21 protein-coding genes and 1 pseudogene are annotated in these 19,026 nt (G+C 72.7%); 17 read left to right on the top strand and 5 right to left on the bottom strand.

All coding sequences use genetic code 11. The features are described from left to right. Positions 1–22: 22 nt before the first annotated feature. The gene (locus ACZ6SQ_RS28955; RefSeq protein ID WP_469567138.1) at positions 23–532 is read left to right on the top strand and encodes an O-acetyl-ADP-ribose deacetylase; all 510 of its coding nucleotides are present in this window, start codon (positions 23–25) and stop codon (positions 530–532) included. A 42-nt stretch (positions 533–574) separates the two neighbouring features. Here ACZ6SQ_RS28955 and ACZ6SQ_RS28950 read toward each other — a convergent pair whose 3' ends face one another. Beyond that, a complete protein-coding gene (locus tag ACZ6SQ_RS28950; protein WP_469567137.1) occupies positions 575–1,297 on the bottom strand; it encodes a maleylpyruvate isomerase family mycothiol-dependent enzyme in 723 nt (240 codons plus the stop codon). 152 nt (positions 1,298–1,449) lie between these two features. Here ACZ6SQ_RS28950 and ACZ6SQ_RS28945 point away from each other — a divergent pair, with 152 nt between their 5' ends. From ACZ6SQ_RS28945 to ACZ6SQ_RS28915, 7 genes are all read left to right on the top strand, one after another. After that, on the top strand, positions 1,450–1,875 hold the full coding sequence (locus tag ACZ6SQ_RS28945) for a CBS domain-containing protein (protein ID WP_469567135.1): 426 nt from the start codon (positions 1,450–1,452) through the stop codon (positions 1,873–1,875). A 136-nt stretch (positions 1,876–2,011) separates the two neighbouring features. Beyond that, positions 2,012–3,424, top strand: coding sequence for a dihydrolipoyl dehydrogenase (gene lpdA / locus ACZ6SQ_RS28940; protein WP_469567132.1), 1,413 nt, complete (start codon positions 2,012–2,014; stop codon positions 3,422–3,424). Between the two features lie 110 nt (positions 3,425–3,534). Then, positions 3,535–4,935, top strand: coding sequence for a hypothetical protein (locus ACZ6SQ_RS28935; RefSeq protein WP_469567130.1), 1,401 nt, complete (start codon positions 3,535–3,537; stop codon positions 4,933–4,935). Then, positions 4,932–5,411, top strand: coding sequence for a DUF7144 family membrane protein (locus ACZ6SQ_RS28930; RefSeq protein ID WP_469567129.1), 480 nt, complete (start codon positions 4,932–4,934; stop codon positions 5,409–5,411). Before ACZ6SQ_RS28935 ends, ACZ6SQ_RS28930 begins: the two co-directional genes overlap by 4 nt. Before the next feature lie 7 nt (positions 5,412–5,418). Beyond that, complete coding sequence (locus ACZ6SQ_RS28925; protein ID WP_469567127.1) at positions 5,419–5,775, top strand: SpoIIAA family protein; 357 nt, start codon at positions 5,419–5,421, stop codon at positions 5,773–5,775. A gap of 156 nt (positions 5,776–5,931) precedes the next feature. Next, positions 5,932–7,407, top strand: coding sequence for an AlkA N-terminal domain-containing protein (locus tag ACZ6SQ_RS28920; RefSeq protein ID WP_469567125.1), 1,476 nt, complete (start codon positions 5,932–5,934; stop codon positions 7,405–7,407). A gap of 11 nt (positions 7,408–7,418) precedes the next feature. Beyond that, complete coding sequence (locus tag ACZ6SQ_RS28915) at positions 7,419–7,901, top strand: methylated-DNA--[protein]-cysteine S-methyltransferase (RefSeq protein WP_469567123.1); 483 nt, start codon at positions 7,419–7,421, stop codon at positions 7,899–7,901. Positions 7,902–7,920: 19 nt separating this feature from the next. Here the strand turns inward: ACZ6SQ_RS28915 and ACZ6SQ_RS28910 are convergent. Beyond that, positions 7,921–8,813, bottom strand: a pseudogene (locus ACZ6SQ_RS28910) (IS982 family transposase). 43 nt (positions 8,814–8,856) lie between these two features. On the opposite strand from ACZ6SQ_RS28910, the gene ACZ6SQ_RS28905 reads away from it, so the two are divergent. The 7 genes from ACZ6SQ_RS28905 to ACZ6SQ_RS28875 all read left to right on the top strand — a co-directional run bounded on the left by ACZ6SQ_RS28905 (position 8,857) and on the right by ACZ6SQ_RS28875 (position 14,842). Continuing rightward, the gene (locus tag ACZ6SQ_RS28905; RefSeq protein ID WP_386385790.1) at positions 8,857–9,327 is read left to right on the top strand and encodes a hypothetical protein; all 471 of its coding nucleotides are present in this window, start codon (positions 8,857–8,859) and stop codon (positions 9,325–9,327) included. Positions 9,328–9,740: 413 nt separating this feature from the next. After that, complete coding sequence (locus ACZ6SQ_RS28900; protein WP_469567120.1) at positions 9,741–10,202, top strand: DUF6325 family protein; 462 nt, start codon at positions 9,741–9,743, stop codon at positions 10,200–10,202. A gap of 30 nt (positions 10,203–10,232) precedes the next feature. Beyond that, entirely contained in the window at positions 10,233–10,517 is a 285-nt protein-coding gene (locus ACZ6SQ_RS28895) for an SHOCT domain-containing protein (protein WP_389321335.1), read from the top strand. A 710-nt stretch (positions 10,518–11,227) separates the two neighbouring features. Further along, the gene (locus tag ACZ6SQ_RS28890; RefSeq protein ID WP_469567118.1) at positions 11,228–11,863 is read left to right on the top strand and encodes a hypothetical protein; all 636 of its coding nucleotides are present in this window, start codon (positions 11,228–11,230) and stop codon (positions 11,861–11,863) included. Between the two features lie 107 nt (positions 11,864–11,970). Then, positions 11,971–12,198: a ferredoxin gene (locus ACZ6SQ_RS28885; RefSeq protein WP_386379261.1), complete on the top strand. Its 228-nt coding sequence runs from the start codon at positions 11,971–11,973 to the stop codon at positions 12,196–12,198. Beyond that, the gene (locus tag ACZ6SQ_RS28880; protein WP_469567115.1) at positions 12,188–13,579 is read left to right on the top strand and encodes an NAD(P)/FAD-dependent oxidoreductase; all 1,392 of its coding nucleotides are present in this window, start codon (positions 12,188–12,190) and stop codon (positions 13,577–13,579) included. The genes ACZ6SQ_RS28885 and ACZ6SQ_RS28880 overlap by 11 nt, the downstream gene beginning before the upstream one ends. A 24-nt stretch (positions 13,580–13,603) precedes the next feature. Further along, positions 13,604–14,842 (top strand): cytochrome P450, encoded by a 1,239-nt coding sequence (locus tag ACZ6SQ_RS28875; RefSeq protein WP_469567113.1) that lies wholly within the window; start codon positions 13,604–13,606, stop codon positions 14,840–14,842. A gap of 23 nt (positions 14,843–14,865) precedes the next feature. Here the strand turns inward: ACZ6SQ_RS28875 and ACZ6SQ_RS28870 are convergent, their stop codons facing one another. Continuing rightward, the gene (locus ACZ6SQ_RS28870) at positions 14,866–15,609 is read right to left on the bottom strand and encodes an SIR2 family NAD-dependent protein deacylase (RefSeq protein WP_469567110.1); all 744 of its coding nucleotides are present in this window, start codon (positions 15,607–15,609) and stop codon (positions 14,866–14,868) included. 84 nt (positions 15,610–15,693) lie between these two features. Between ACZ6SQ_RS28870 and ACZ6SQ_RS28865 the strand changes: the two genes are divergently transcribed. After that, positions 15,694–15,894 (top strand): DUF2191 domain-containing protein, encoded by a 201-nt coding sequence (locus ACZ6SQ_RS28865; RefSeq protein WP_386379257.1) that lies wholly within the window; start codon positions 15,694–15,696, stop codon positions 15,892–15,894. Positions 15,895–15,921: 27 nt separating this feature from the next. On the opposite strand, the gene ACZ6SQ_RS28860 is transcribed toward ACZ6SQ_RS28865, so the two are convergent. Together ACZ6SQ_RS28860 and ACZ6SQ_RS28855 are read right to left on the bottom strand one after the other, a co-directional pair. Further along, complete coding sequence (locus ACZ6SQ_RS28860) at positions 15,922–16,413, bottom strand: NUDIX domain-containing protein (RefSeq protein ID WP_469567108.1); 492 nt, start codon at positions 16,411–16,413, stop codon at positions 15,922–15,924. Between the two features lie 76 nt (positions 16,414–16,489). Continuing rightward, the gene (locus ACZ6SQ_RS28855) at positions 16,490–17,566 is read right to left on the bottom strand and encodes an ADP-ribosylglycohydrolase family protein (protein WP_469567106.1); all 1,077 of its coding nucleotides are present in this window, start codon (positions 17,564–17,566) and stop codon (positions 16,490–16,492) included. 162 nt (positions 17,567–17,728) lie between these two features. On the opposite strand from ACZ6SQ_RS28855, the gene ACZ6SQ_RS28850 reads away from it, so the two are divergent. Further along, on the top strand, positions 17,729–18,865 hold the full coding sequence (locus tag ACZ6SQ_RS28850; protein WP_469567196.1) for a glycerate kinase: 1,137 nt from the start codon (positions 17,729–17,731) through the stop codon (positions 18,863–18,865). Positions 18,866–19,026: the final 161 nt, after the last annotated feature.

The following is a 19,026-nucleotide window of genomic DNA, read 5'->3' as shown; positions in this document are numbered from 1 at the left end:
AACACACCAGGAGAAGGCCACCATGACCACCATCGAGCTCGTCCAGGGCGACATCACCGACCAGACCGTCGACGCGATCGTCAACGCCGCCAACTCCTCCCTGCTCGGCGGCGGAGGTGTCGACGGCGCCATCCACCGCCGCGGCGGCCCCGCCGTACTGGAGGACTGCCGCCGCCTGCGCGCCGGCCACTACGGCAAGGGCCTGCCCACCGGCCAGGCCGTCGCGACGACCGCCGGCGAGCTGGACGCCCGGTGGGTCATCCACACCGTCGGCCCCGTGTTCAGCCGCGAGGAGGACCGCTCGGCCCTCCTCGCGTCCTGCTACCGCGAGTCCCTCCGCGTCGCCGACGAACTCGGCGCCCGCACCGTCGCCTTCCCCGCAGTCTCCGCCGGCGTCTACGGCTGGCCCCTCGATGACGCGGCCCGCATCGCGCTCGAGACGGTCCGCGGCACGGACACTTCCGTCGGCGAGGTCCGCTTCGTGCTGTTCGACGAGCAGGCGTACAACGCCTTCGCGACACAAGCCGGTTGAGACCCGCTCAACACGCCCCAGGGTCAGTCCGGCAGATCCCCGTCACCACCCCGGCACGGGCGGCAGCGGCCAGCCCGGCGGCTTCGGCAGCGGGGCCGGGTGGACGCCGGACGCCGGGGCACGCCCGCCGAGCCAGGCCAGGAGGACGTGGCCCGGTGCGGCCGGACTCGGGCCGTGCGGGGAGATCCGCCAGGTGCGGCCGAGGTCGGTCGCCTCGACGGTGCCCAGGGCGAAGCCGCGGGCGGCGAGGGACCGCAGGGTGTCGTCCAGCGCCCAGGTGACGTAGGAGGCGGGCCAGTCCGCGCTGCCGTAACCGGCGTCGAGGTCGGCGTGATGCGTCTCCAGCTCGCGCCGGCAGCGGTGCAGGGTGAACCAGGCGGGGTGCCGCCAGCCCGCCAGCGCGGTGACCAGAGCCTCCCAGGCGGGCTCCGGCAGCGTCCGCGCCCGGACGACGAAGCGGTCCAGGCTCGTGCGCAGATCGGCCAGCAGCTCGTCGGCGGGCAGCGCGACCGCGCTCGCCATCGCCTCGGCGAGGGCCGTGGCGTCCGCCCGTCTGCCGGAGCCGCCGCTCTCCGCCCCGTCCAGCAGACGGACGTACGCGTCGGCGCCGCGGGCCACGTGCGCGAGGACGTGGGCGCGGCTCCAGCCCGCGAGGGCGGACGGGGCGCGCAGCCGCTCCTCGTCGAGCCGGGCGGCGGTCGCGAGGAAGCGGCCGGCGGAACGGACCACGTCCGAGAGAAGGGCGGGGACGGCCGCGCTGGTCACAGATGCTCCCGGTGGACGGCGGGGACGAACGCCCCAGGCGTCCGCACCAGCTGGTGGATCATGAACGGAAAGGGTCCCACACCGAGGAACTGCGCCATCGGCGGAACGGGCGACAATGGAAGGCGACGCCCCCCTCCACCCAGGAGGTGCCCATGTCCCGGCAGATACGTGACGTGATGTCGCCCGGCACCGCGGCCGTCGAACCGATGACCACGGTCGCACGGGCCGCACGGCTGATGAGCGAGCAGGACATCGGCGATGTGCTGGTGGCCTACGACTGCGACCTGTTCGGTGTGCTGACGGACCGGGACATCGCCGTCCGGGTCGTCGCGGAGGGCCGTGATCCGCAGGTCACCACGGTCGGCTCGGTGTGCACCCGGCCGCCGGTGGTGACGCTGTCGCCCGAGGACAGCACCGACCGCGCCGCCGAGCTGATGCGGCTGCACTCCGTGCGCCGGCTGCCCGTCGTCGAGCACGGCGGCTGCCCGGTCGGCATGGTCACGCTCGGCGATCTGGCCGCCGCCGACGACCCGCGGTCCGCCCTGGCGGACATCAGCCGGGCGGTCCCCAACCACTGAGAGGGTGATCACCTTTGGTGGAGCTGTGTGGCGGTGAGCGGGGCCGGACGAAACAATCTGAGGCGCACCAGGCGGTCACCCCGCTCTCACCTCACCGAGCGGTCACCCCGCTCCCACTTCACCGAAGAGGACCACCATGAACGAGCAGGACGAGCACTTCGACGTCGTCGTACTCGGAGCGGGCCCCGGCGGGTACGTCGCCGCCGTGCGCGCCGCCCAGCTCGGGAAGACGGTCGCCGTCGTGGAGGAGAAGTACTGGGGAGGCGTCTGTCTGAACGTCGGCTGCATCCCCACCAAGGCCCTGCTGCGCAACGCCGAACTGGCGCACATCGTCACCCGCGAGGCGAAGACCTTCGGCATCAAGGTGGACGGCACGGTCTCCTTCGACTACGGCGAGGCGTTCCGGCGCAGCCGCAAGGTCGCGGACGGCCGGGTCAAGGGCGTCCACTACCTGATGAAGAAGAACAAGATCAAGGAGTTCGACGGCCGGGGCACCTTCCTCGACGCGAACACCCTCCAGGTGGCGGGCTACGACGGCGACACCCGCACCATCGGCTTCACCGACTGCATCATCGCCACCGGCGCCACCCCGAAGCTGCTGCCGGGCACCAAGCGCAGCGCGCGCGTGGTGACGTACGAGGAGCAGATCCTCGCCGACGACCTGCCGGAGTCGATCGTGATCGCGGGCGCGGGCGCGATCGGCATCGAGTTCGCCTACGTCCTGCACAACTACGGCGTGAAGGTCACCGTCGTCGAGTTCCTGGACCGCATGGCCCCGCTGGAGGACGCCGAGGTCTCCGCCGAACTGGCCAAGCAGTACCGCAAGCTGGGCATCGACGTGCTGACCTCCACCCGCGTGGACGCCATCGACGAGTCCGGCCCCACGGTGCGCGTCACGGTCACCGGCAAGGACGGCGCCCAGCAGGTGCTGGAGGCCGACAAGGTGCTCCAGGCGATCGGTTTCGCACCGAACGTGGAGGGCTTCGGCCTGGACAAGACCGGTGTACGCCTCACCGACCGCGGCGCGATCGACGTGGACGGCCGCTGCCGTACGTCCGTGCCGCACATCTACGCCATCGGTGACGTGACCGCCAAACTGATGCTCGCGCACACCGCCGAGGCCATGGGCGTGATCGCCGCCGAGACCCTCGCGGGCGCCGAGACGATGGAACTCGACTACGCGATGATCCCGCGCGCCACCTACTGCCAGCCGCAGATCGCCAGCTTCGGCTACACCGAGGCCCAGGCCCGGGAACTCGGCTACGACGTGAAGGTCGCCAAGTTCCCCTTCACCGCGAACGGCAAGTCGCACGGCCTCGGCGACACCACCGGCTTCGTCAAGCTGATCAGCGACGCGAAGTACGGCGAGCTGATCGGCGGCCACCTCATCGGCCCCGACGTCACCGAGCTGCTGCCGGAGCTGACCCTGGCCCAGCAGTGGGACCTCACCGTCCACGAGGTCGCCCGCAACGTGCACGCCCACCCGACCCTGGGCGAGGCCGTCAAGGAGGCCGTCCACGGCCTCGCGGGACACATGATCAACATGTGAGACGGGGGCGGGGCCGTTCACCCGAACGGCCCCGCAGCGCTCGCCGCCGCCGCCCCGGCGGGTTGTCCTTCTTGCGTCGGATGCACTCCGGCGCACAGGAGGGAGCCGCCATGGCGGACGGCGAGGCCCCGCAGGGCCGCGGCGAGAGCGAACTGGATCGTCTGCACGCCCGTATCGCGGCGCTGGAGGCCGAGCGGGTACCCCCGCAGCACCACCGCGTGCGGGCCTTCTTCTCCGTGGTGCTCATCTTCCTCGGCTGTGTCCTCGCCCCGCTGAGCCTGGTCGCGGCCTGGACATCCAGCATCGTCGGGGACACCGACCGCTACGTCGACACCGTCGCCCCGCTCGCCTCCGACAAGGACGTGCAGAACGCGGCGGCGAACCGGGTCACCGACGCGGTGATGAAGTACCTGGACCTGCCCGCCCTGCTGTCGGACGTGGCTCCGCCGGACCGGCCGCTGGTCGACAAGGCCCTCGGCAAGGTCGGCGACTCGCTGGAGAGCGCGGTCAAGAGCTTCGTGCACGACAAGGCCGAGGCGGTCGTCGCCTCCGACGCCTTCGAACGGATCTGGACCGAGGCCAACCGCCGTATCCACGGAGCCGTGGACGAGGCGCTGACCGGCGGCGGGGACGGCACCGTGAAGCTCACCAACGACACGGTCACCGTGGACCTCGGACCCGTCGTGGAACAGGTCAAACAGCGACTGGTCGACTCGGGCCTCACCGTCGCCTCGAAGATCCCCGAGATCCACACCAACATCACCGTCGTGAAGTCCGACGACATCGGCGACATCAAGACCTACTTCCGGCTGCTCCAGCTGCTCGGCTTCTGGCTGCCGGTCATCTCGGTCCTGCTGGTCGCCGCCGGCGTCTTCCTCTCCACCCACCGCCGCAAGGTCCTGGTCGCCGCGGCCCTGTGCTTCGCCTTCGCGGCACTGGTGCTCGGCATCGCCCTCACGGTCTTCCGGGGCGTGTACCTCGACGCCCTGCCGTCCGGAGTGAACCAGCCGGCCGCCGGATCGGTGTACGACACGCTGATCCGCTATCTGCGGGCGGCGGTGCGGATGGTGGTGACGCTGGGCATCGTGGTCGCGCTCGCCGCGTGGCTGTCCGGGCCGGGCCGCTGGGCGACCGGGCTGCGGAGCATGTGGCACTCCGGGATCCGCGCGGTCCGCTCCAGCGCCGACCGGCTGGGCATGCGCACCGGCCCCGTGGGCCCGTTCGTGCACCGCTACCGCACCTGGATCACCTGGATCCTCGTCGCGGCGGCCGTGCTCGCCTTCGTCCTGTGGTCGTACCCGACGGGCTGGGTCATCTTCGGCCTGGCGCTGGGCCTGCTGTTCGCGCTGACCGTCGTCGACTTCCTGGCCGAGGACGAGGCCGCCGGCCCGGGCACCCCGGGCGACGGCGGCGGGCCGGGTGAGGCGGACGACAAGGGCGGACCGGGCCCGGCGAGCGGACCGGCTGACGGGACCCGGGAAGAGGGGACCAGGGAAGGCGTCGCGTCATGAGCGGACAGACGGCACAGCCCGGCGGCGAGCCGGAGGGCGAGGTCGGCTCCGCCTGGACCGCGCCGAAGCGGGAGCGGCCGTCCGCCGGCCCCGGCGAGCGCACCCCCTGGGTCTCCGGCGGAGTCCTCTTCGCGGGCGTCCTGATGCTCTGCAACGGCGTCCTCGCCGTCCTCCAGGGCATCGCGGCCGTCGCCGACGACGACGTGTACGGCCGGATCGGCTCCTACGTCTACGAGCTGGACCTCACCGGCTGGGGCTGGATCCACATCGTCCTGGGCGTCCTCGTCGCGATCACGGGCGGCGGCCTGCTGAAGGACGCCGTCTGGGCCCGGCCCGTGGGCATCTTCTTCGCCGCGCTCAGCCTCGTCGCCCAGTTCCTGTTCCTGCCGTACGCGCCGGTCTGGTCCATGATCATGATGGCGATCGACGTGTTCGTCATCTGGGCCCTGGCCAGCCGAATGGAACACGCGGGGTGAGGCGCGGATGATCAGCAGACTCGGCGGCATGCCGGACGGGGTCATCGGCTTCGAGGCGTCCGGGACGATCTCCGCGGAGGACTACCGCGACGCGGTCCTGCCCGCGCTCACCGAGGCCGCGACCGGGGGCGAGGTACGGTTCCTGCTCGTCGTCGACGACTTCGACGGCATGACCGGCGGCGCGGTCTGGGAGGACCTCAAGGTCGGCGTCGAGCACCTGCGCTCGTGGAAGCGCATCGCGCTGGTCACCGACATCGAGTGGATGACCCATCTCACCGCGATGTTCGGCTGGATGACGCCGGGGGAGACGAGGACCTTCCCGTCGGCGCGACGCGCGGAGGCGACCGCCTGGGTGGCGGGCTGAGGGTGCGGCGCGCGGCGGGCCGTGGCGGGGGCCCGGGCGGCCTGTGTCGGGCGCACGCAGCGACGGCCCTCCAGGGCGCATGGCAGGCCCAGGACAGGCGGGGTTGATGTCGGATTCTCGCCAGCCCCGCGGGCGCGCGTCCGGGATGCTGGACGCATGCAGAAGGCGATGCACACCGACCGGGAGAGCTGCGTGCGCGCGGTCCAGGGCAAGGACGCGCGGTTCGACGGATGGTTCTACACCGCGGTCCGCACCACCGGGATCTACTGTCGGCCGAGCTGCCCCGTGGTACCGCCCAAGCCGGAGAACATGGTGTTCTACCCGAGTGCGGCCGCCTGCCAGCAGTCCGGTTTCCGGGCCTGCAAGCGCTGCCGCCCCGACACCACCCCCGGCTCGCCCGAGTGGAACCGCCGGGCCGACCTGGTGGCCCGCGCCATGCGGCTCATCGCGGACGGCACGGTCGACCGCGACGGCGTCCCCGGCCTCGCCGCCCGGCTCGGCTACAGCGCCCGGCAGATCGAACGCCAGCTCCTGGCCGAGCTGGGCGCGGGCCCGCTCGCCCTGGCCCGCGCCCAGCGCGCCCAGACCGCCCGCCTGCTGATCGAGACCACCCGACTGCCCATGGCGGAGGTCGCGTTCGCCGCCGGGTTCTCCTCGATCCGCACCTTCAACGACACCGTCCGCGAGGTCTACGCCCTCACCCCGAGCCTGCTGCGCGACCGCGCGCCCCGCACCGGCGCCCAGAACGGCGCGCTCACCCTGCGCCTGCCGTTCCGCGCCCCGCTCAACCCCGACAACCTCTTCGGCCACCTCGCCGCGACCGCCGTACCCGGCGTCGAGGAGTGGCGCGACGGCGCCTACCGCCGCACCCTGCGCCTGCCGTACGGACACGGCGTCGTGGCGCTCACCCCGAAGCCGGACCACATCGGCTGCCGGCTCTCCCTCAGCGATCTGCGCGACCTGCCCGTGGCCATCAGCCGCTGCCGCCGCATGCTCGACCTGGACGCCGACCCGGCCGCCGTGGACGGCCAGTTGCGCGCCGACCCGGTGCTCCGGCCGCTGGTCGACAAGGCGCCCGGCCGCCGGGTGCCGCGCACCGTGGACGAGGCCGAGTTCGCCGTCCGCGCGGTCCTCGGCCAGCAGGTCTCCACCGCCGCCGCCCGCACCCACGCCGCGCGCCTGGTCGCCGCCCACGGCGACCCGGTCGAGGACCCCGAGGGCGGCCTGACCCACCTGTTCCCCACCCCGGCGGCGCTGGCCTCGGTCGACCCCGGGACCCTGGCGATGCCCCGCACCCGCCGCACCACGTTCACCACCCTGGTCGGGCGGCTCGCCGACGGCGCGCTCCACCTCGGTGTGGAGAGCGACTGGGCCGAGGCCCGCGCCCGGCTCCTCGAACTGCCCGGCTTCGGCCCCTGGACCGTCGACGTCATCGCCATGCGCGCCCTCGGCGACCCGGACGCCTTCCTGCCCACCGACCTCGGCATGCGCCGTGCCGCCCGGGAACTGGGCCTGCCCTCCACCCCGGCCGCCCTCACCGCCGCCGCGGCGGCCTGGCGCCCCTGGCGGGCCTACGCCGTCCAGTACCTGTGGGCGACCGACAGCCACCCGATCAACTTCCTGCCCGTATGAGGACGTTCACCATGAAGCAGCACTCCGTCATCGACAGCCCCTACGGCCTGCTCACCCTCGTCGCCGACGACGGTGTCCTGTGCGGCCTCTACATGACCGACCAGCGCCACCGCCCCGCCGAGGACACCTTCGGCACCTTCGACGACACCCTCTTCGCGGAGGCGGAGGAGCAGCTCCAGGCCTACTTCGCGGGCGAGTTGAAGGAGTTCAGCCTCGAACTGCGCCTGCACGGAACCCCGTTCCAGCGCTCGGTCTGGGAGCAGCTCGTCCGCATCCCCTACGGCGAGACCCGCAGCTACGGCGGGCTCGCCGACGCCCTCGGCAAGCCCAACGCCTCCCGCGCGGTCGGCCTGGCCAACGGCAAGAACCCGGTCAGCATCATCGTCCCCTGCCACCGCGTGGTGGGCGCCGACGGCAGCCTCACCGGATACGGCGGCGGCATCGCCCGCAAGCAGCGGCTGCTGGACTTCGAGCGAGGGGCGGGGCTCTTCTAGACGAGTCATTCCGAAGTGATCAGTGGTCGTAGGCGATCAGGGACCGTGTGATCGGCTGTCCGGTCTTGTGGTTGTGCCAGATTGCTGCGGCCAGCGCGAGGACGCGTCGGGCGACGCGGACGGCGACGCCCTCAAAGGTCCGGCCGCCGTGTTGTTCCAGGTCGAGCCGGCCTTTGAGGGTGTCGTTCACCGACTCGATCAGTTGCCGCACCGATTTCAGCAGTGACTCGCCCTTGCGGCGTTTCTCCCGCTCGAACGAGGGCCGCAACAGCTCTGCCCCGCGCCTGGCCAGATCGGTCTCGAATTCCTTGGAGGCGCAGCCCTTGTCCGTGATCACCAGCAGGCCGGGGCGGTCGGTGACTGTGTCCGGCTCACGATCCAACATCGCGGTCAGCACCTCGCGCTCGTCCAGCTTCGGGTTCGCAAGGGACCACAAGATCGCCATACCGGTTGGGGTGCACACCAGGTATGGCCGCTGGCCCCCGAAGAATCGGGAATGGCTGGCGCAGTACCCGTATCCGGCCCAGCCTGCCAGGTCCGACCGCTTCACGGTGGGGCGTGACCGGCCGCACTCGACTGGGGTGGAGTCGGTGATCCAGTGGTTGTCGAACCAGAAGTCGGTGTCCGTCGCAAGGAGCCGTATGGCCCGTTTGACCAGCGGCAGCGCAGCCCGCAGCCGCTTGTTCCAGCCCGGCTGCTTCGGCACGAAGGGGAACATCTCGCCGAGGCGGGAGCCGACGAACCGCAGCCACCTGGACTCCGAGGTGAAGCCCAGCATCGCCTGGGCGACGGCGAGGCGGACGAGCTCGGAATCAGTCAGCCGGGGAGGGCGTCCCAGCCATCTGCTGTCCGTGATCCGTCGTCGATCTTCACATACAGTGCGGTGAGCAGGGCGTCCAGGTCATTCGTCACAGAACGATCTTGGCCGCCCATCGGTGTGTCATAGTCGGACGTTGTGTGGACAACGCTTGCGCCGCTCATCGGCGTCCTGCTCGGCGGGCTCATGTCGATGCTGGCCCAGCGCTCGGCAGGACGCGCCTTGGAACGCGGCGAGGCGCGCCGCAGTGTTCGTGAACTTGCCGAGGCGCGCCGCAACGAGCGTCTCACTCACCTCATCGAATTTCTCTCTGCGGTGCAGGAAGCTGAACGAGTCGCGGTGGATCGGTATCACCACAACCTGGCTGACGAGCAGTGGATGGCCCGGGCAAGGCAGGTCCTTGACAGGGTGTGGGTGATGCAGAAGACGATCCACGTACTGTGTACGTCCGAGGTCAGCGAAGCGGCACGCAGCCTCGCGTGGGCAGTACAGGAGGTGATCAGGAAGGGCCCCGAAGACCCGGGAGAGCCACAGGATGAGAAGGTCTGGGCGCACATACATCCGAGCCGACAGGCATTCCTTGATCTCGTGCGCGACCAGCTGAGTTGAACCCCGGGGAGGGATTCGGCAGCTGCCGTGAGCGGCCCGGGACAAGCAGTACCAGCTCCGGCCTCCATTATGCGGCGAGCGTCATCTACTGCGCCGGCTTCTCGAGGGATGCAAAGCCCGCCTTGGCGCAGGAGGCGTGCTTCTCCACGGGCCAGCAGCAGGCCGTCGAATGGCCCCTCGGCCCATCGACAAGCTGATCACGATCACTTCGGAACGACTCGTCCAGGGCCCGTGGGGCGTACCGGTCCAGGGCGGCCTGCGGGGCGTACCGGGCGCGGCGGCACAGGCGTCCCTCCCGTAACACGCTCCGGGTGCCCGGCTCCGCACGAAATGCGGCCCCTGCGGCGCGGTGGTGGAATGAGGCCGGGCGCCGATGGCGGTACCCCCGTGCCGTTCGCCTGTGAGGAGTCGCCATGAGTGACGACGTGGAGGAGATGGGGCCCGTCGACTACCTGGTCGTCGAGTTCCCCGGCAACCGGATGACCGGCGAGGGGCTGCCGCTGCTCGTCGATCTGGTCGATCGCGGCATCATCCGCGTCCTCGACCTCCTCTTCGTCCGCAAGGACGAGGACGGCTCGGTCGCCGTCGTGGAGCTGACCGACCTCGGTGACGAGGTGGACCTGTCCGTCTTCGAGGGAGCCTCCTCCGGCCTCATGGGCCAGGACGACCTCGACGAGGCGGGAGCCGTGCTCGCGCCGGGCAACTCCGCGGCGCTCCTCGTCTACGAGAACCTGTGGGCGGCGCCCCTGGCCCGTGCCCTGCGGCGCGGCGGGGCCCAGCTGGTGGCCGGCGGGCGTATCCCGGTCCAGGCACTGCTGGCCTCGCTGGAAGCCGTCGAGGAGACCCCGCCCGGGGCCGGACCCACTGCAGCCTGACCGACGCACACCCTTGGGAGATGAGGGGACATGCCCGGACTGCTTCGCGGTGTCGCGCGCACCGCAGTCGTCGCCGGCACCGCCACGGCGGTGTCCAACCGTGTATCGCGCCGCCAGGCCGGCCGCTGGGCGCAGCAGAGCTACGAGCAGCAGCAGACCTACCAGCAGCAGCAACCCGCCGAACCGCCGCCGGCCGCCCAGCCGGACGACATGTCGAGCAAGCTCGACCAGATCAAGAAGCTGGGCGAACTGAAGGAACAGGGCCTGCTCAGCGAAGCGGAGTTCGCGGAACAGAAGCGCCGCATCCTCGGCTGACACCGAGCCGCCCACCAGGGGCGCGCTGCCCCTGACTCGGCCGCCCCGGGGCCCCGCTTCGGCTGCGACCTAGGGCAGGGCCCCGGCTCGGCCTCGGCCCTGCCCCGGCCTCGGGGCAGCCCGGTCAAGGCTCTGGCTTCGTGCCGGATCGGGCCGTGGCTCCGGTGCTTGTTCTGGGCTCGGGCCCGGTTCCGGCCGCGGCACGGGCCTGCGTCGCCTACGGCCCGATTCGGGCTTCGGCCGGAGCCCGCTGGGCTCGACCAAAGCCGGGCCCGGTTCCCACTCGGTCCCGCATCAGGCTCCGGCGCGGACCGGGTTCGGGGGTCCCGGTACCGGCCTCCGCCTCCGGCCGTGGAGGCCGAGGGCGCCGGGTCGCTGGCCCGGCCGGGGACGGTATCCGCCGGGCGGATACCGGGACGTGGCCGCGAGCGCCGGGTCCCGGCCGTTCCGGCCCGGGACGGCCATGAGGCTCGCGGCACCGGCCGAGACAGCCCGGCCGTGGCTCTGGGCCGCCGCCGAGGACGTTCGGGGCGTCGCCCCCGACCCGACCCTCCTCCAACCCCGCCCGACCCCGCGCCCCGGCGCGGCCGTGTCCCCGCCCCGGCCGGGGCGGTCACCGTCCGCCCCGGGGCGGGCACCCTCGGCCCGGGACGCTCGCCGCGCGACAGTGCGGCGGCGCGGCGCCCGGGCGGTTCACCGTCAGGGAGACCATGGTGCGCAAGCACGAGCGCCTCGCGACCGTCTGGGCCGCCGGAGTGGCCGGGGTGGTGTTCGCGCTGCTGATGGCCGCGGTGATCGTGCTCGTGCGGACCGCCCTGCCAGGCGGCGCCGACGGCGAGGACGTCGCCGATCCGGGGCAACGCGGCGCCGTGCGTACGGCACTGGCCCTGCTGCCGTTCGCAGGGATCGCGTTCCTGTGGTTCATGGGCGCCCTGCGCGAGCAGGCGGGCGCGGGCGAGGACCGCTTCGTCTCCACCGTGTTCCTGGGCAGCGGCCTGGTCTTCGTCGCGACCCTGTTCGCCGCCGCCGCGGCGGCCGGGAGTGTGCTGGAGGAGAACCAGCAGAGCTCAGGCTTCGGCCGGTACCTCGCCTACACCCTGCTGACCACGTACGCGATGCGGATGGCGGCGGTGTTCATCATCACGACCTCGACCATCGGCCGCAGGCTCGGCGTGCTTCCGCGTCCGCTGGTCGTGTTCGGCTATCTGGCGGGCCTGACGCTGCTGGTGATCGGCGCCAACGTGCCCTGGTCCGAACTGATCTTCCCGGCCTGGGCGCTGGTGCTGAGCCTGAACATCCTGCGGGGCAGGCGTCCCCCCGCGGCACGCCCCGCCGCCCCGGCCTGATCAGGCCGGAACCGTCACTCGAACGGTCTCCCCCTCGTCGCCGCATCCGGGCAGGCCACCGAGAGTGGTCACGAGGAAAGACCGGGCCCCTGGAGAGGACCGATCCCGTGGTCAGGATTGCCGTCGATCTGAACCGCTGTCAGGGGTACGCGCAGTGCGCGTTCCTCGCCCCCGACCTCTTCGTCATGCACGGCGACGAGGCGCTGCTGTACGACCCGGACGCCGACGAGGCGCAGCGCGACAAGCTCGCCCAGGCCGCCGCGGCCTGCCCCGTCCAGGCGATCCTGGTCGACGCCGTGGACGTACCGGCCGAGGCGGTGTCCGATGGCCGCTGACGCCACCCTGGAACGTCTCCGGCGCGAGGGCCGCATCGTCGTCGTCGGCGCCTCGCTGGCCGGCCTGCGCGCCGCCGAGACCCTGCGGGCCAAGGGCTTCGAGGGCTCACTGACCCTGATCGGCGACGAGCCGTACGAACCGTACGACCGCCCGCCGCTGTCCAAACAGGTGCTGCTGGGCAGGGCGCGGGCCGAGCGCACCGCGCTGCCGAGGCTCCGGTCCGTCGACGCGACCTGGCGGCTGGGTGTCGCGGCCACCGGGCTGGACATGACGGCCCGGCGGGTGCGGCTGGCCGACGACGACGAGGTGCCCTACGACCGGCTGCTGATCGCCACCGGCGTGCGGGCACGGCCGTGGCCGCACGAGGCCGAGGCCGAACTCGACGGCGTCTTCGTGCTGCGCACCCGCGACGACAGCGCCGCGCTCGCCCGGCGGCTGGACGAGGGACCCCGGCGGGTGCTCGTCATCGGGGCCGGGTTCACCGGCTCGGAGATCGCCTCCGCCTGCCGCGAGCGCGGCCTGCCCGTGACCGTCGCCGAACGCGGCGCCGCGCCCCTGGTCGGCGCGCTCGGCGGGGTCGTCGGCGCGGTCGCCGCCGAGCTGCACCGCGAGCACGGCGTGGACCTGCGGTGCGGGATCATGGTGACCGCGCTGGAGGGCGACGCGGCGGGACGGGTGCGCGCCGCGCAGCTGTCCGACGGCTCCACCGTGGAGACCGACGTGGTGGTCGTCTCGCTCGGCGCCCTGCGCAACACCGAATGGCTGGCCGGATCCGGCCTCGGGGCCGGCCCCCGTGGCATCGCCTGTGACGCGGGCTGCCGTGCCTTCGACATCCGGGGGATCGTCACCGACGACATCTACGCGGCCGGCGACGTCGCCCGCTGCCCACACCCCCTGTTCGGCTACCAGTTCCTGTCCCTGGAGCACTGGGGCAACGCCGTCGCCCAGGCGGAGATCGCCGCGCACAACATGCTGAGCGAGAGCCCCGGACGCGTGCCGCACATGGAGGTGCCCGCCTTCTGGTCCTCGCAGTTCGGGATCAACATCAAGTCGGTCGGCGTGCCGTCGCTGGGCACCGAGATCCTCATCGCGCAGGGCTCGCTCGCGGACCGCCGGTTCATCGGCGTCTACGGCTACCAGGGGCGCGTCATCGGCGCCGTCGCCTTCGACCAGGCCCGCTGGCTGCCGTTCTACCAGGAGCTGATCGAGTCCACCGCGCCGTTCCCGCCGCCGTTCGCCACGGTGGACCGGCGCCCGGAGGGGCAGCGGCCGCTGGACGCGGACTTCCCCGACCCCTCGGTCCCCACCCACGGCCCCACCGTGACCCTCAGCGGATACTCGCCGGCCGACCGCCGGATGACGTTCACGCCCGCGCACTGACCCGAACGGCCACGAGGACCCGCCATGACGCACACCCTGCTGCACCAGATCCTGGACTACGCCAACCGGGCCGATCCGTACCCGATCTACGAGGAGCTCCGGAAGACACCGGTCCACCACGAGGACGACGGGCCGTACGTGGTCAGCACGTACTACGAGATCCGCAGCCTGCTGCACGATCCCCGGATCAGCTCCGACGCCCGCAACCTCGCCTCGCACGCCCCCGACCCGCTGGCCGGGGAGTCCCCCGAGGAGGGTGGCGCGCTGCCGCCGGGCTTCCTGAAGCTCGACCCGCCGGAACACGACCGGCTGCGCCGGATGACGAACCGGCCGTTCGGCCCGCCGCACTCGCCCCGCCGTGTCGACGGGATGCGCCCGGAACTGCACGACATCGTCACCGGTCTGATCGACGGCATCGGCGACCCGGGCCGGATCGACCTGGTCGAGCAGTTCTCGTACCCGTTCCCGGTGACCGTGATCTGCCGGCTGCTCGGCATTCCCCGCGAGGACGAGGCCCGCTTCCACGTCTGGGCGGACACCCTCGCCGCGAGCCTGGACCCCGACCCGGACGCCGACCCCGCCGAACGGGGCAAGGGCGCGCACGACGCCCGGATGCAGCTGGGCATGTACCTGGCCGGCCTGATCGAGGAGCGCCGCAGGAACCCGGGCGAGGACATGCTCTCCCAACTGGCCACGGCCAAGGGCGAGGACGGCCCGATGACCACGATGGAACTGCTCAGCACCGCCGCGCTGCTGCTGATCGCCGGGCACGAGACCACCGTCAACCTGATCACCAACGGCATGCTCACCCTGCTGCGGCACCCCGACGTCCTCCAGCGGCTGCGCACCGAGCCGCGCCTGGCCGTGCCGCTGGTCGAGGAACTGCTGCGCTTCGAGCCGCCGGTCCAACTGGTGCCGCAGCGCACCACGCTCGCCGACATCGAGGTCCGCGGGGTCACCATCCCCAAGGGCTCGGCCCTCTGGCTGGTCCTGGCCTCCGGCAACCGCGACCCGCAGCGCTTCAAGGACCCCGGCCGCTTCGACCCGGACCGCCCCGACATCCAGCACCTCGGCCTGGGCAGCGGCATCCACAGCTGCTTCGGCGCCCCGCTCGCCCGTCTGGAGACCCAGCTCGCGCTCTCCGAACTGGCCCGCAGGCTGGAGAACCCGCGCCTCGTCGAGGACCCGCCGCCCTACCGCCAGAACGCCGTACTGCGCGGCCCCCGCCATCTGTACATCGCCTGCGACGGCATCCGTTCCTGACGGCCTGCCGGGGCGGGCCCGGATCAGGCGACCCGGTCGCCGCCCGCGCCGAGCGTGCGCAGCAGTCGCGGCAGCGCCGTGCCGATCGGCTCCCGTACGACCTCGTCGGCGATCTCGTCGTACGGCGTGGGCTCCGCGTTGACGATGATCAGACGGGCGCCGTGGTCGACGGCGAGACCGGCCAGCGCGGCGGCCGGCTGCACCTGGAGGCTGGTGCCGACGGTGATGAAGACATGGCAGGCCTTGGTGACGGCGAGGGCTTCGCCGAAGACCTCGGGGTCGAGGTTCTGGCCGAACATGACGGTCGCGGTCTTCAGGATGCCGCCGCAGACCGGACAGGCCGGGTCGTCCTCGCCGGCCTCGAGGCGGGCGAGGGCGTCCTCCATCGGTCCACGCACGTCGCACTCGGTGCAGACGAACTGCCGTGCGGTGCCGTGGAGTTCGATGACCTTGCGGGCGGACAGCCCGGCCAGCTGGTGCAGCCCGTCCACGTTCTGGGTGATCACCCGCACCGGCACACCCGACCGCTCCAGCTCGGCGACCGCCCGGTGCGCGGCGTTCGGCTCGGCCAGGAGCGTGCCGGCCCGGCGCCGCATCTGCCAGGAGCGCCGCCGGATGTCCGGATCGCTCATGTAGTACTCGTACGTCACGAGCTTCTCGGCCTCGGGGTCCTTGCGCCACAGCCCGTTCGGGCCGCGGTAGTCGGGGATTCCGGAGTCCGTGCTGATACCGGCGCCGCTCAGGATCGCGACGAGGGGCTTGGTCATGGCTCCGAGCGTAGGCGGGGGTGCCCCCGGGCGGCGAGGCGATTTCCCTGCCGCGCGGGGAAGGCGGCTGCTAGCGTCCGGGGCATGGCCAAGATCAGCATCTCCCTGGACGCCGAGCTCGTCGTGGAAGCGATGGTGCTCTCCGGCGCCGGCAACCCCCAGGACGCCGTCGAGCTCGTGGTGCGGGACTACATCCAGCGCGGTCACCGCACCGAGGCCAGGGTGCTGGAGCAGGACGAGGCGCTGCACGACCGCACCGCCCGGCCCCGGGACGTCGAGGGCTGACACCCGTACCGGCTGCCGGCTGTCGGCTCAGGCGACCGGGAGGCCGTTCTCCAGCTCGGCCGTTCCCGCGCCGGACTCGACGACGTCCAGTGCCGTGAGCACCCGGTGGCCGAGGTTGCCGGGCAGGAGCCCGGCGAGGTCCTCGCGGGCCACCATCCGCCAGGACAGCAGCTCGTCCTCCTGGAGCCGGATCGCCTTCAGGTCGTCCTCGCCGAGCACCCCGCCGTCGTAGAGGTACGCCACCAGCGGCGGCCGGCCGGGGCCGCGGGGCCAGTCCACCGCGAGCAGCCGTCCGATCTCACGGTCCAGGCCGATCTCCTCGGCCGTCTCCCGCCGCGCGCCCTCGCGCGGGCTCTCCCCCTCGTCCGACTCGACGGTGCCGCCCGGCAGGCCCCAGCCCTCGCGGTAGTTCGGCTCGACGAGCAGGACGCGCCCCTCGGCGTCCCGGAACAGGGCGGCGGCACCGACGAGAACACGGGGCAGGCCCGCGATGTACGCGGCGAAGTCAGCAGTGGTCATCCGGGCAGCGTACCGAGCGCGCACCCTCCCGCGGCGGGCGCACGGGGGCGCACCGACGGCCGCCCGCGGCCCTCGCTCAGACGGTGGACTCCGCCAGGCGCAGGGTGCGTTCCGCCAGCTCACTGATGCGTACGCCGTCGAAGCCGAACACCGCCGTGCGGACCGTGTCCTCCAGCGGGTCCGTCCAGTGCGCCGGGATGCCGCGGGCGCCCGTCAGCACGCCCGCCACCGAGCCGGCCGTGGCGCCGTTGGAGTCGGTGTCCAGTCCGCCGCGGACGGTCAGCGCGAGGGTCCGGGTGAAGTCGCCGTCGCCGTAGAGCAGCCCGGCGGTGATCACCGCCGCGTTGGGCACGGTGTGGATCCAGCCCAGGCCCGCGGTCTCCTCGGCGACCGTGGCCACCGTCTGCTCCCAGCTCAGACCGCTCTCGTGCAGCGAGGCCACCCGGCGAACGGTCCTGGCCAGCCGGCAGCCGCCGGGGACCACGGCGAGGGCCTCCTCCAGCGCGTCCCGCACGGTCCCGGCGGTGAACGCCGCCGCGATCAGCGCGGCCGCCCACATCGCGCCGTACACCCCGTTCCCCGTGTGCGACAGCACCGCGTCCCGGCGGGCCAGCGCGGCGGCCCGGTGCGGCTCGCCGGGACAGGTCCAGCCGTGGATGTCGGCACGGATCAGCGCGCCGATCCAGTCCTGGTAGGGATTGTCGTACGTCGCCGTCAGCGGCGGCCGCAGCCCGTTCGCCAGATTGCGGTACGCCGCCCGCTCCGCCGTGAACGTCTGGAGGTACGGCAGGGACAGCAGCCACAGGTCGCCCACCTGCTCGGTGCTGAACGCGAAGCCGTGCCGCTCCAGCAGATGCAGCCCGAGGATCGCGTAGTCGACGTCGTCGTCGCGGCAGCTGCCGTGGATACGGCCGCGTACGCACCGGCGCCACTCCGGGCGCAGCGCCGCCGCGTCCTCGGCGCTCGCGGGCTCGGGGAGGTAGTCGGTGAGCGGCAGCGCGTCGGCGTCACCCAGATAGCGGTCGATACGGGCGCGGGTCCACACCTCGCCCTGCTCCACCGGCTTGCCGAGCATGTTGCCCGCGATCCGGCCCAGCCAGCCGCCGTGCACGCGGTCGGCGAGCGTGCCCGCGGCGGTGCCCACAGTGGTCATGCAGGAAGGTCTACCCCGTTCCGGGCCCGTCGGCGCGGGTTCCACGCTGTGGGCGGGGGCATGACGGGGGTGGTGTCCTGAGGTTATGGTCACAGCGGCGCGACTGCCTTGACATGCGCAAGGCTCGGAGAGCAAGGGGATTGCAAGGTGGCAGACGCTGCACTGGAAGGCACCCGCAGGGTGCTCGTTGCCGCGGACAAGTTCAAGGGGTCGCTGACGGCGGTGCAGGTCGCCGAGCGGGTGACCGCGGGACTGCGCCGGGTCGTGCCGGATCTCGAGGTCGAGGCGCTGCCGGTGGCCGACGGCGGTGACGGGACGGTCGCCGCGGCGGTCGCGGCCGGGTTCGAACGCCATGAGGTACGGGTCTCGGGACCGCTCGGTGACGAGGTGACCGCCGCGTTCGCGCTGCGCGCGGGCACGGCCGTGGTGGAGATGGCCGAGGCGAGCGGGCTCCAGCGGCTGCCGGAGGGTGTCTTCGCGCCCCTCACGGCGTCCACGTACGGGTCGGGGGAGCTGCTGCGGGCCGCGCTGGACGCGGGCGCCCGCACGATCGTGTTCGGCGTGGGCGGCAGCGCGACCACGGACGGCGGGGCCGGGATGCTGGCCGCGCTGGGCGCGCGGTTCCTGGACGCGGCCGGGGAGCCGGTGCCGCCGGGGGGCGGCGGGCTCGCCGCGCTGGCCTCGGCCGATCTGTCGGGGCTCGACGCCCGGCTGGCCGAGGTGGAACTGGTGCTGGCCAGCGATGTCGACAATCCGCTGACCGGGCCCAAGGGGGCGCCCGCGGTGTACGGGCCGCAGAAGGGTGCCTCGCCGGAGGACGTGCGCGCGCTGGACGAGGCGCTGGGGCACTTCGCGAAGGTGCTGGAGGACGCCGTCGGGGCGCGGGCCGCCGAGTTCGCGGTGGCGCCGGGGGCGGGGGCGGCCGGGGGCATCGGCTATGGCGCCCTGCTGGTCGGGGCGCGGTTCCGTCCCGGTATCGAGGTGATGCTCGATGTGCTGGGGTTCGCGCCTGCGCTGGAGCGGGCCTCGCTGGTGATCACGGGTGAGGGGTCGCTGGACGAGCAGACGCTGCACGGCAAGGCTCCCGCGGGGGTCGCCGCCGCGGCGCGGGCCGCCGGCAAGGAGGTTGTCGCGGTGTGCGGGCGGTTGGCGTTGGCGCCGGAGGCGTTGGGGCGGGCCGGGATTCGGCGGGCCTATCCGCTGACGGAGGTCGAGCCGGACGTTTCGCGGTGCATCGCTGACGCGGGGCCGATCCTGGAGCGGGTCGCCGAGTCGCTCGCGCGGGACTTCCTGTCCTGAGGCCGGGGGTTTCTCGCCCCCGCCGCCCCTTCCCGTCCCGTCCCCAGGGGGCTCCGCCCCCTGGACCCCCGGGGCCTTTGCCCACCCACCACCCGAAACGGGCGTTCGAGGAGTCGCTGTACGGGCTCCCGGGGAACGGGCGACCGGGGAGTCGCTGTACG

It is taken from the genome of Streptomyces sp. NPDC048600 (assembly GCF_055587025.1).
This window is presented reverse-complemented; position numbering and strand designations above follow the sequence as displayed.

What these genes read in the sequence shown, in the direction of transcription:
- ACZ6SQ_RS28880 (WP_469567115.1), top strand. Translation starts at nt 12,188, where the DNA reads ATGGCCGCTGACGCCACCCTGGAACGTCTCCGGCGCGAGGGCCGCATC.
- ACZ6SQ_RS28935 (WP_469567130.1), top strand. Translation starts at nt 3,535, where the DNA reads ATGGCGGACGGCGAGGCCCCGCAGGGCCGCGGCGAGAGCGAACTGGAT.
- ACZ6SQ_RS28860 (WP_469567108.1), bottom strand. Translation starts at nt 16,413, where the DNA reads ATGACCACTGCTGACTTCGCCGCGTACATCGCGGGCCTGCCCCGTGTT.
- lpdA (WP_469567132.1), top strand. Translation starts at nt 2,012, where the DNA reads ATGAACGAGCAGGACGAGCACTTCGACGTCGTCGTACTCGGAGCGGGC.
- ACZ6SQ_RS28945 (WP_469567135.1), top strand. Translation starts at nt 1,450, where the DNA reads ATGTCCCGGCAGATACGTGACGTGATGTCGCCCGGCACCGCGGCCGTC.
- ACZ6SQ_RS28920 (WP_469567125.1), top strand. Translation starts at nt 5,932, where the DNA reads ATGCAGAAGGCGATGCACACCGACCGGGAGAGCTGCGTGCGCGCGGTC.
- ACZ6SQ_RS28915 (WP_469567123.1), top strand. Translation starts at nt 7,419, where the DNA reads ATGAAGCAGCACTCCGTCATCGACAGCCCCTACGGCCTGCTCACCCTC.
- ACZ6SQ_RS28890 (WP_469567118.1), top strand. Translation starts at nt 11,228, where the DNA reads ATGGTGCGCAAGCACGAGCGCCTCGCGACCGTCTGGGCCGCCGGAGTG.
- ACZ6SQ_RS28930 (WP_469567129.1), top strand. Translation starts at nt 4,932, where the DNA reads ATGAGCGGACAGACGGCACAGCCCGGCGGCGAGCCGGAGGGCGAGGTC.
- ACZ6SQ_RS28955 (WP_469567138.1), top strand. Translation starts at nt 23, where the DNA reads ATGACCACCATCGAGCTCGTCCAGGGCGACATCACCGACCAGACCGTC.
- ACZ6SQ_RS28895 (WP_389321335.1), top strand. Translation starts at nt 10,233, where the DNA reads ATGCCCGGACTGCTTCGCGGTGTCGCGCGCACCGCAGTCGTCGCCGGC.
- ACZ6SQ_RS28925 (WP_469567127.1), top strand. Translation starts at nt 5,419, where the DNA reads ATGATCAGCAGACTCGGCGGCATGCCGGACGGGGTCATCGGCTTCGAG.
- ACZ6SQ_RS28870 (WP_469567110.1), bottom strand. Translation starts at nt 15,609, where the DNA reads ATGACCAAGCCCCTCGTCGCGATCCTGAGCGGCGCCGGTATCAGCACG.
- ACZ6SQ_RS28855 (WP_469567106.1), bottom strand. Translation starts at nt 17,566, where the DNA reads ATGACCACTGTGGGCACCGCCGCGGGCACGCTCGCCGACCGCGTGCAC.
- ACZ6SQ_RS28875 (WP_469567113.1), top strand. Translation starts at nt 13,604, where the DNA reads ATGACGCACACCCTGCTGCACCAGATCCTGGACTACGCCAACCGGGCC.
- ACZ6SQ_RS28865 (WP_386379257.1), top strand. Translation starts at nt 15,694, where the DNA reads ATGGCCAAGATCAGCATCTCCCTGGACGCCGAGCTCGTCGTGGAAGCG.
- ACZ6SQ_RS28900 (WP_469567120.1), top strand. Translation starts at nt 9,741, where the DNA reads ATGAGTGACGACGTGGAGGAGATGGGGCCCGTCGACTACCTGGTCGTC.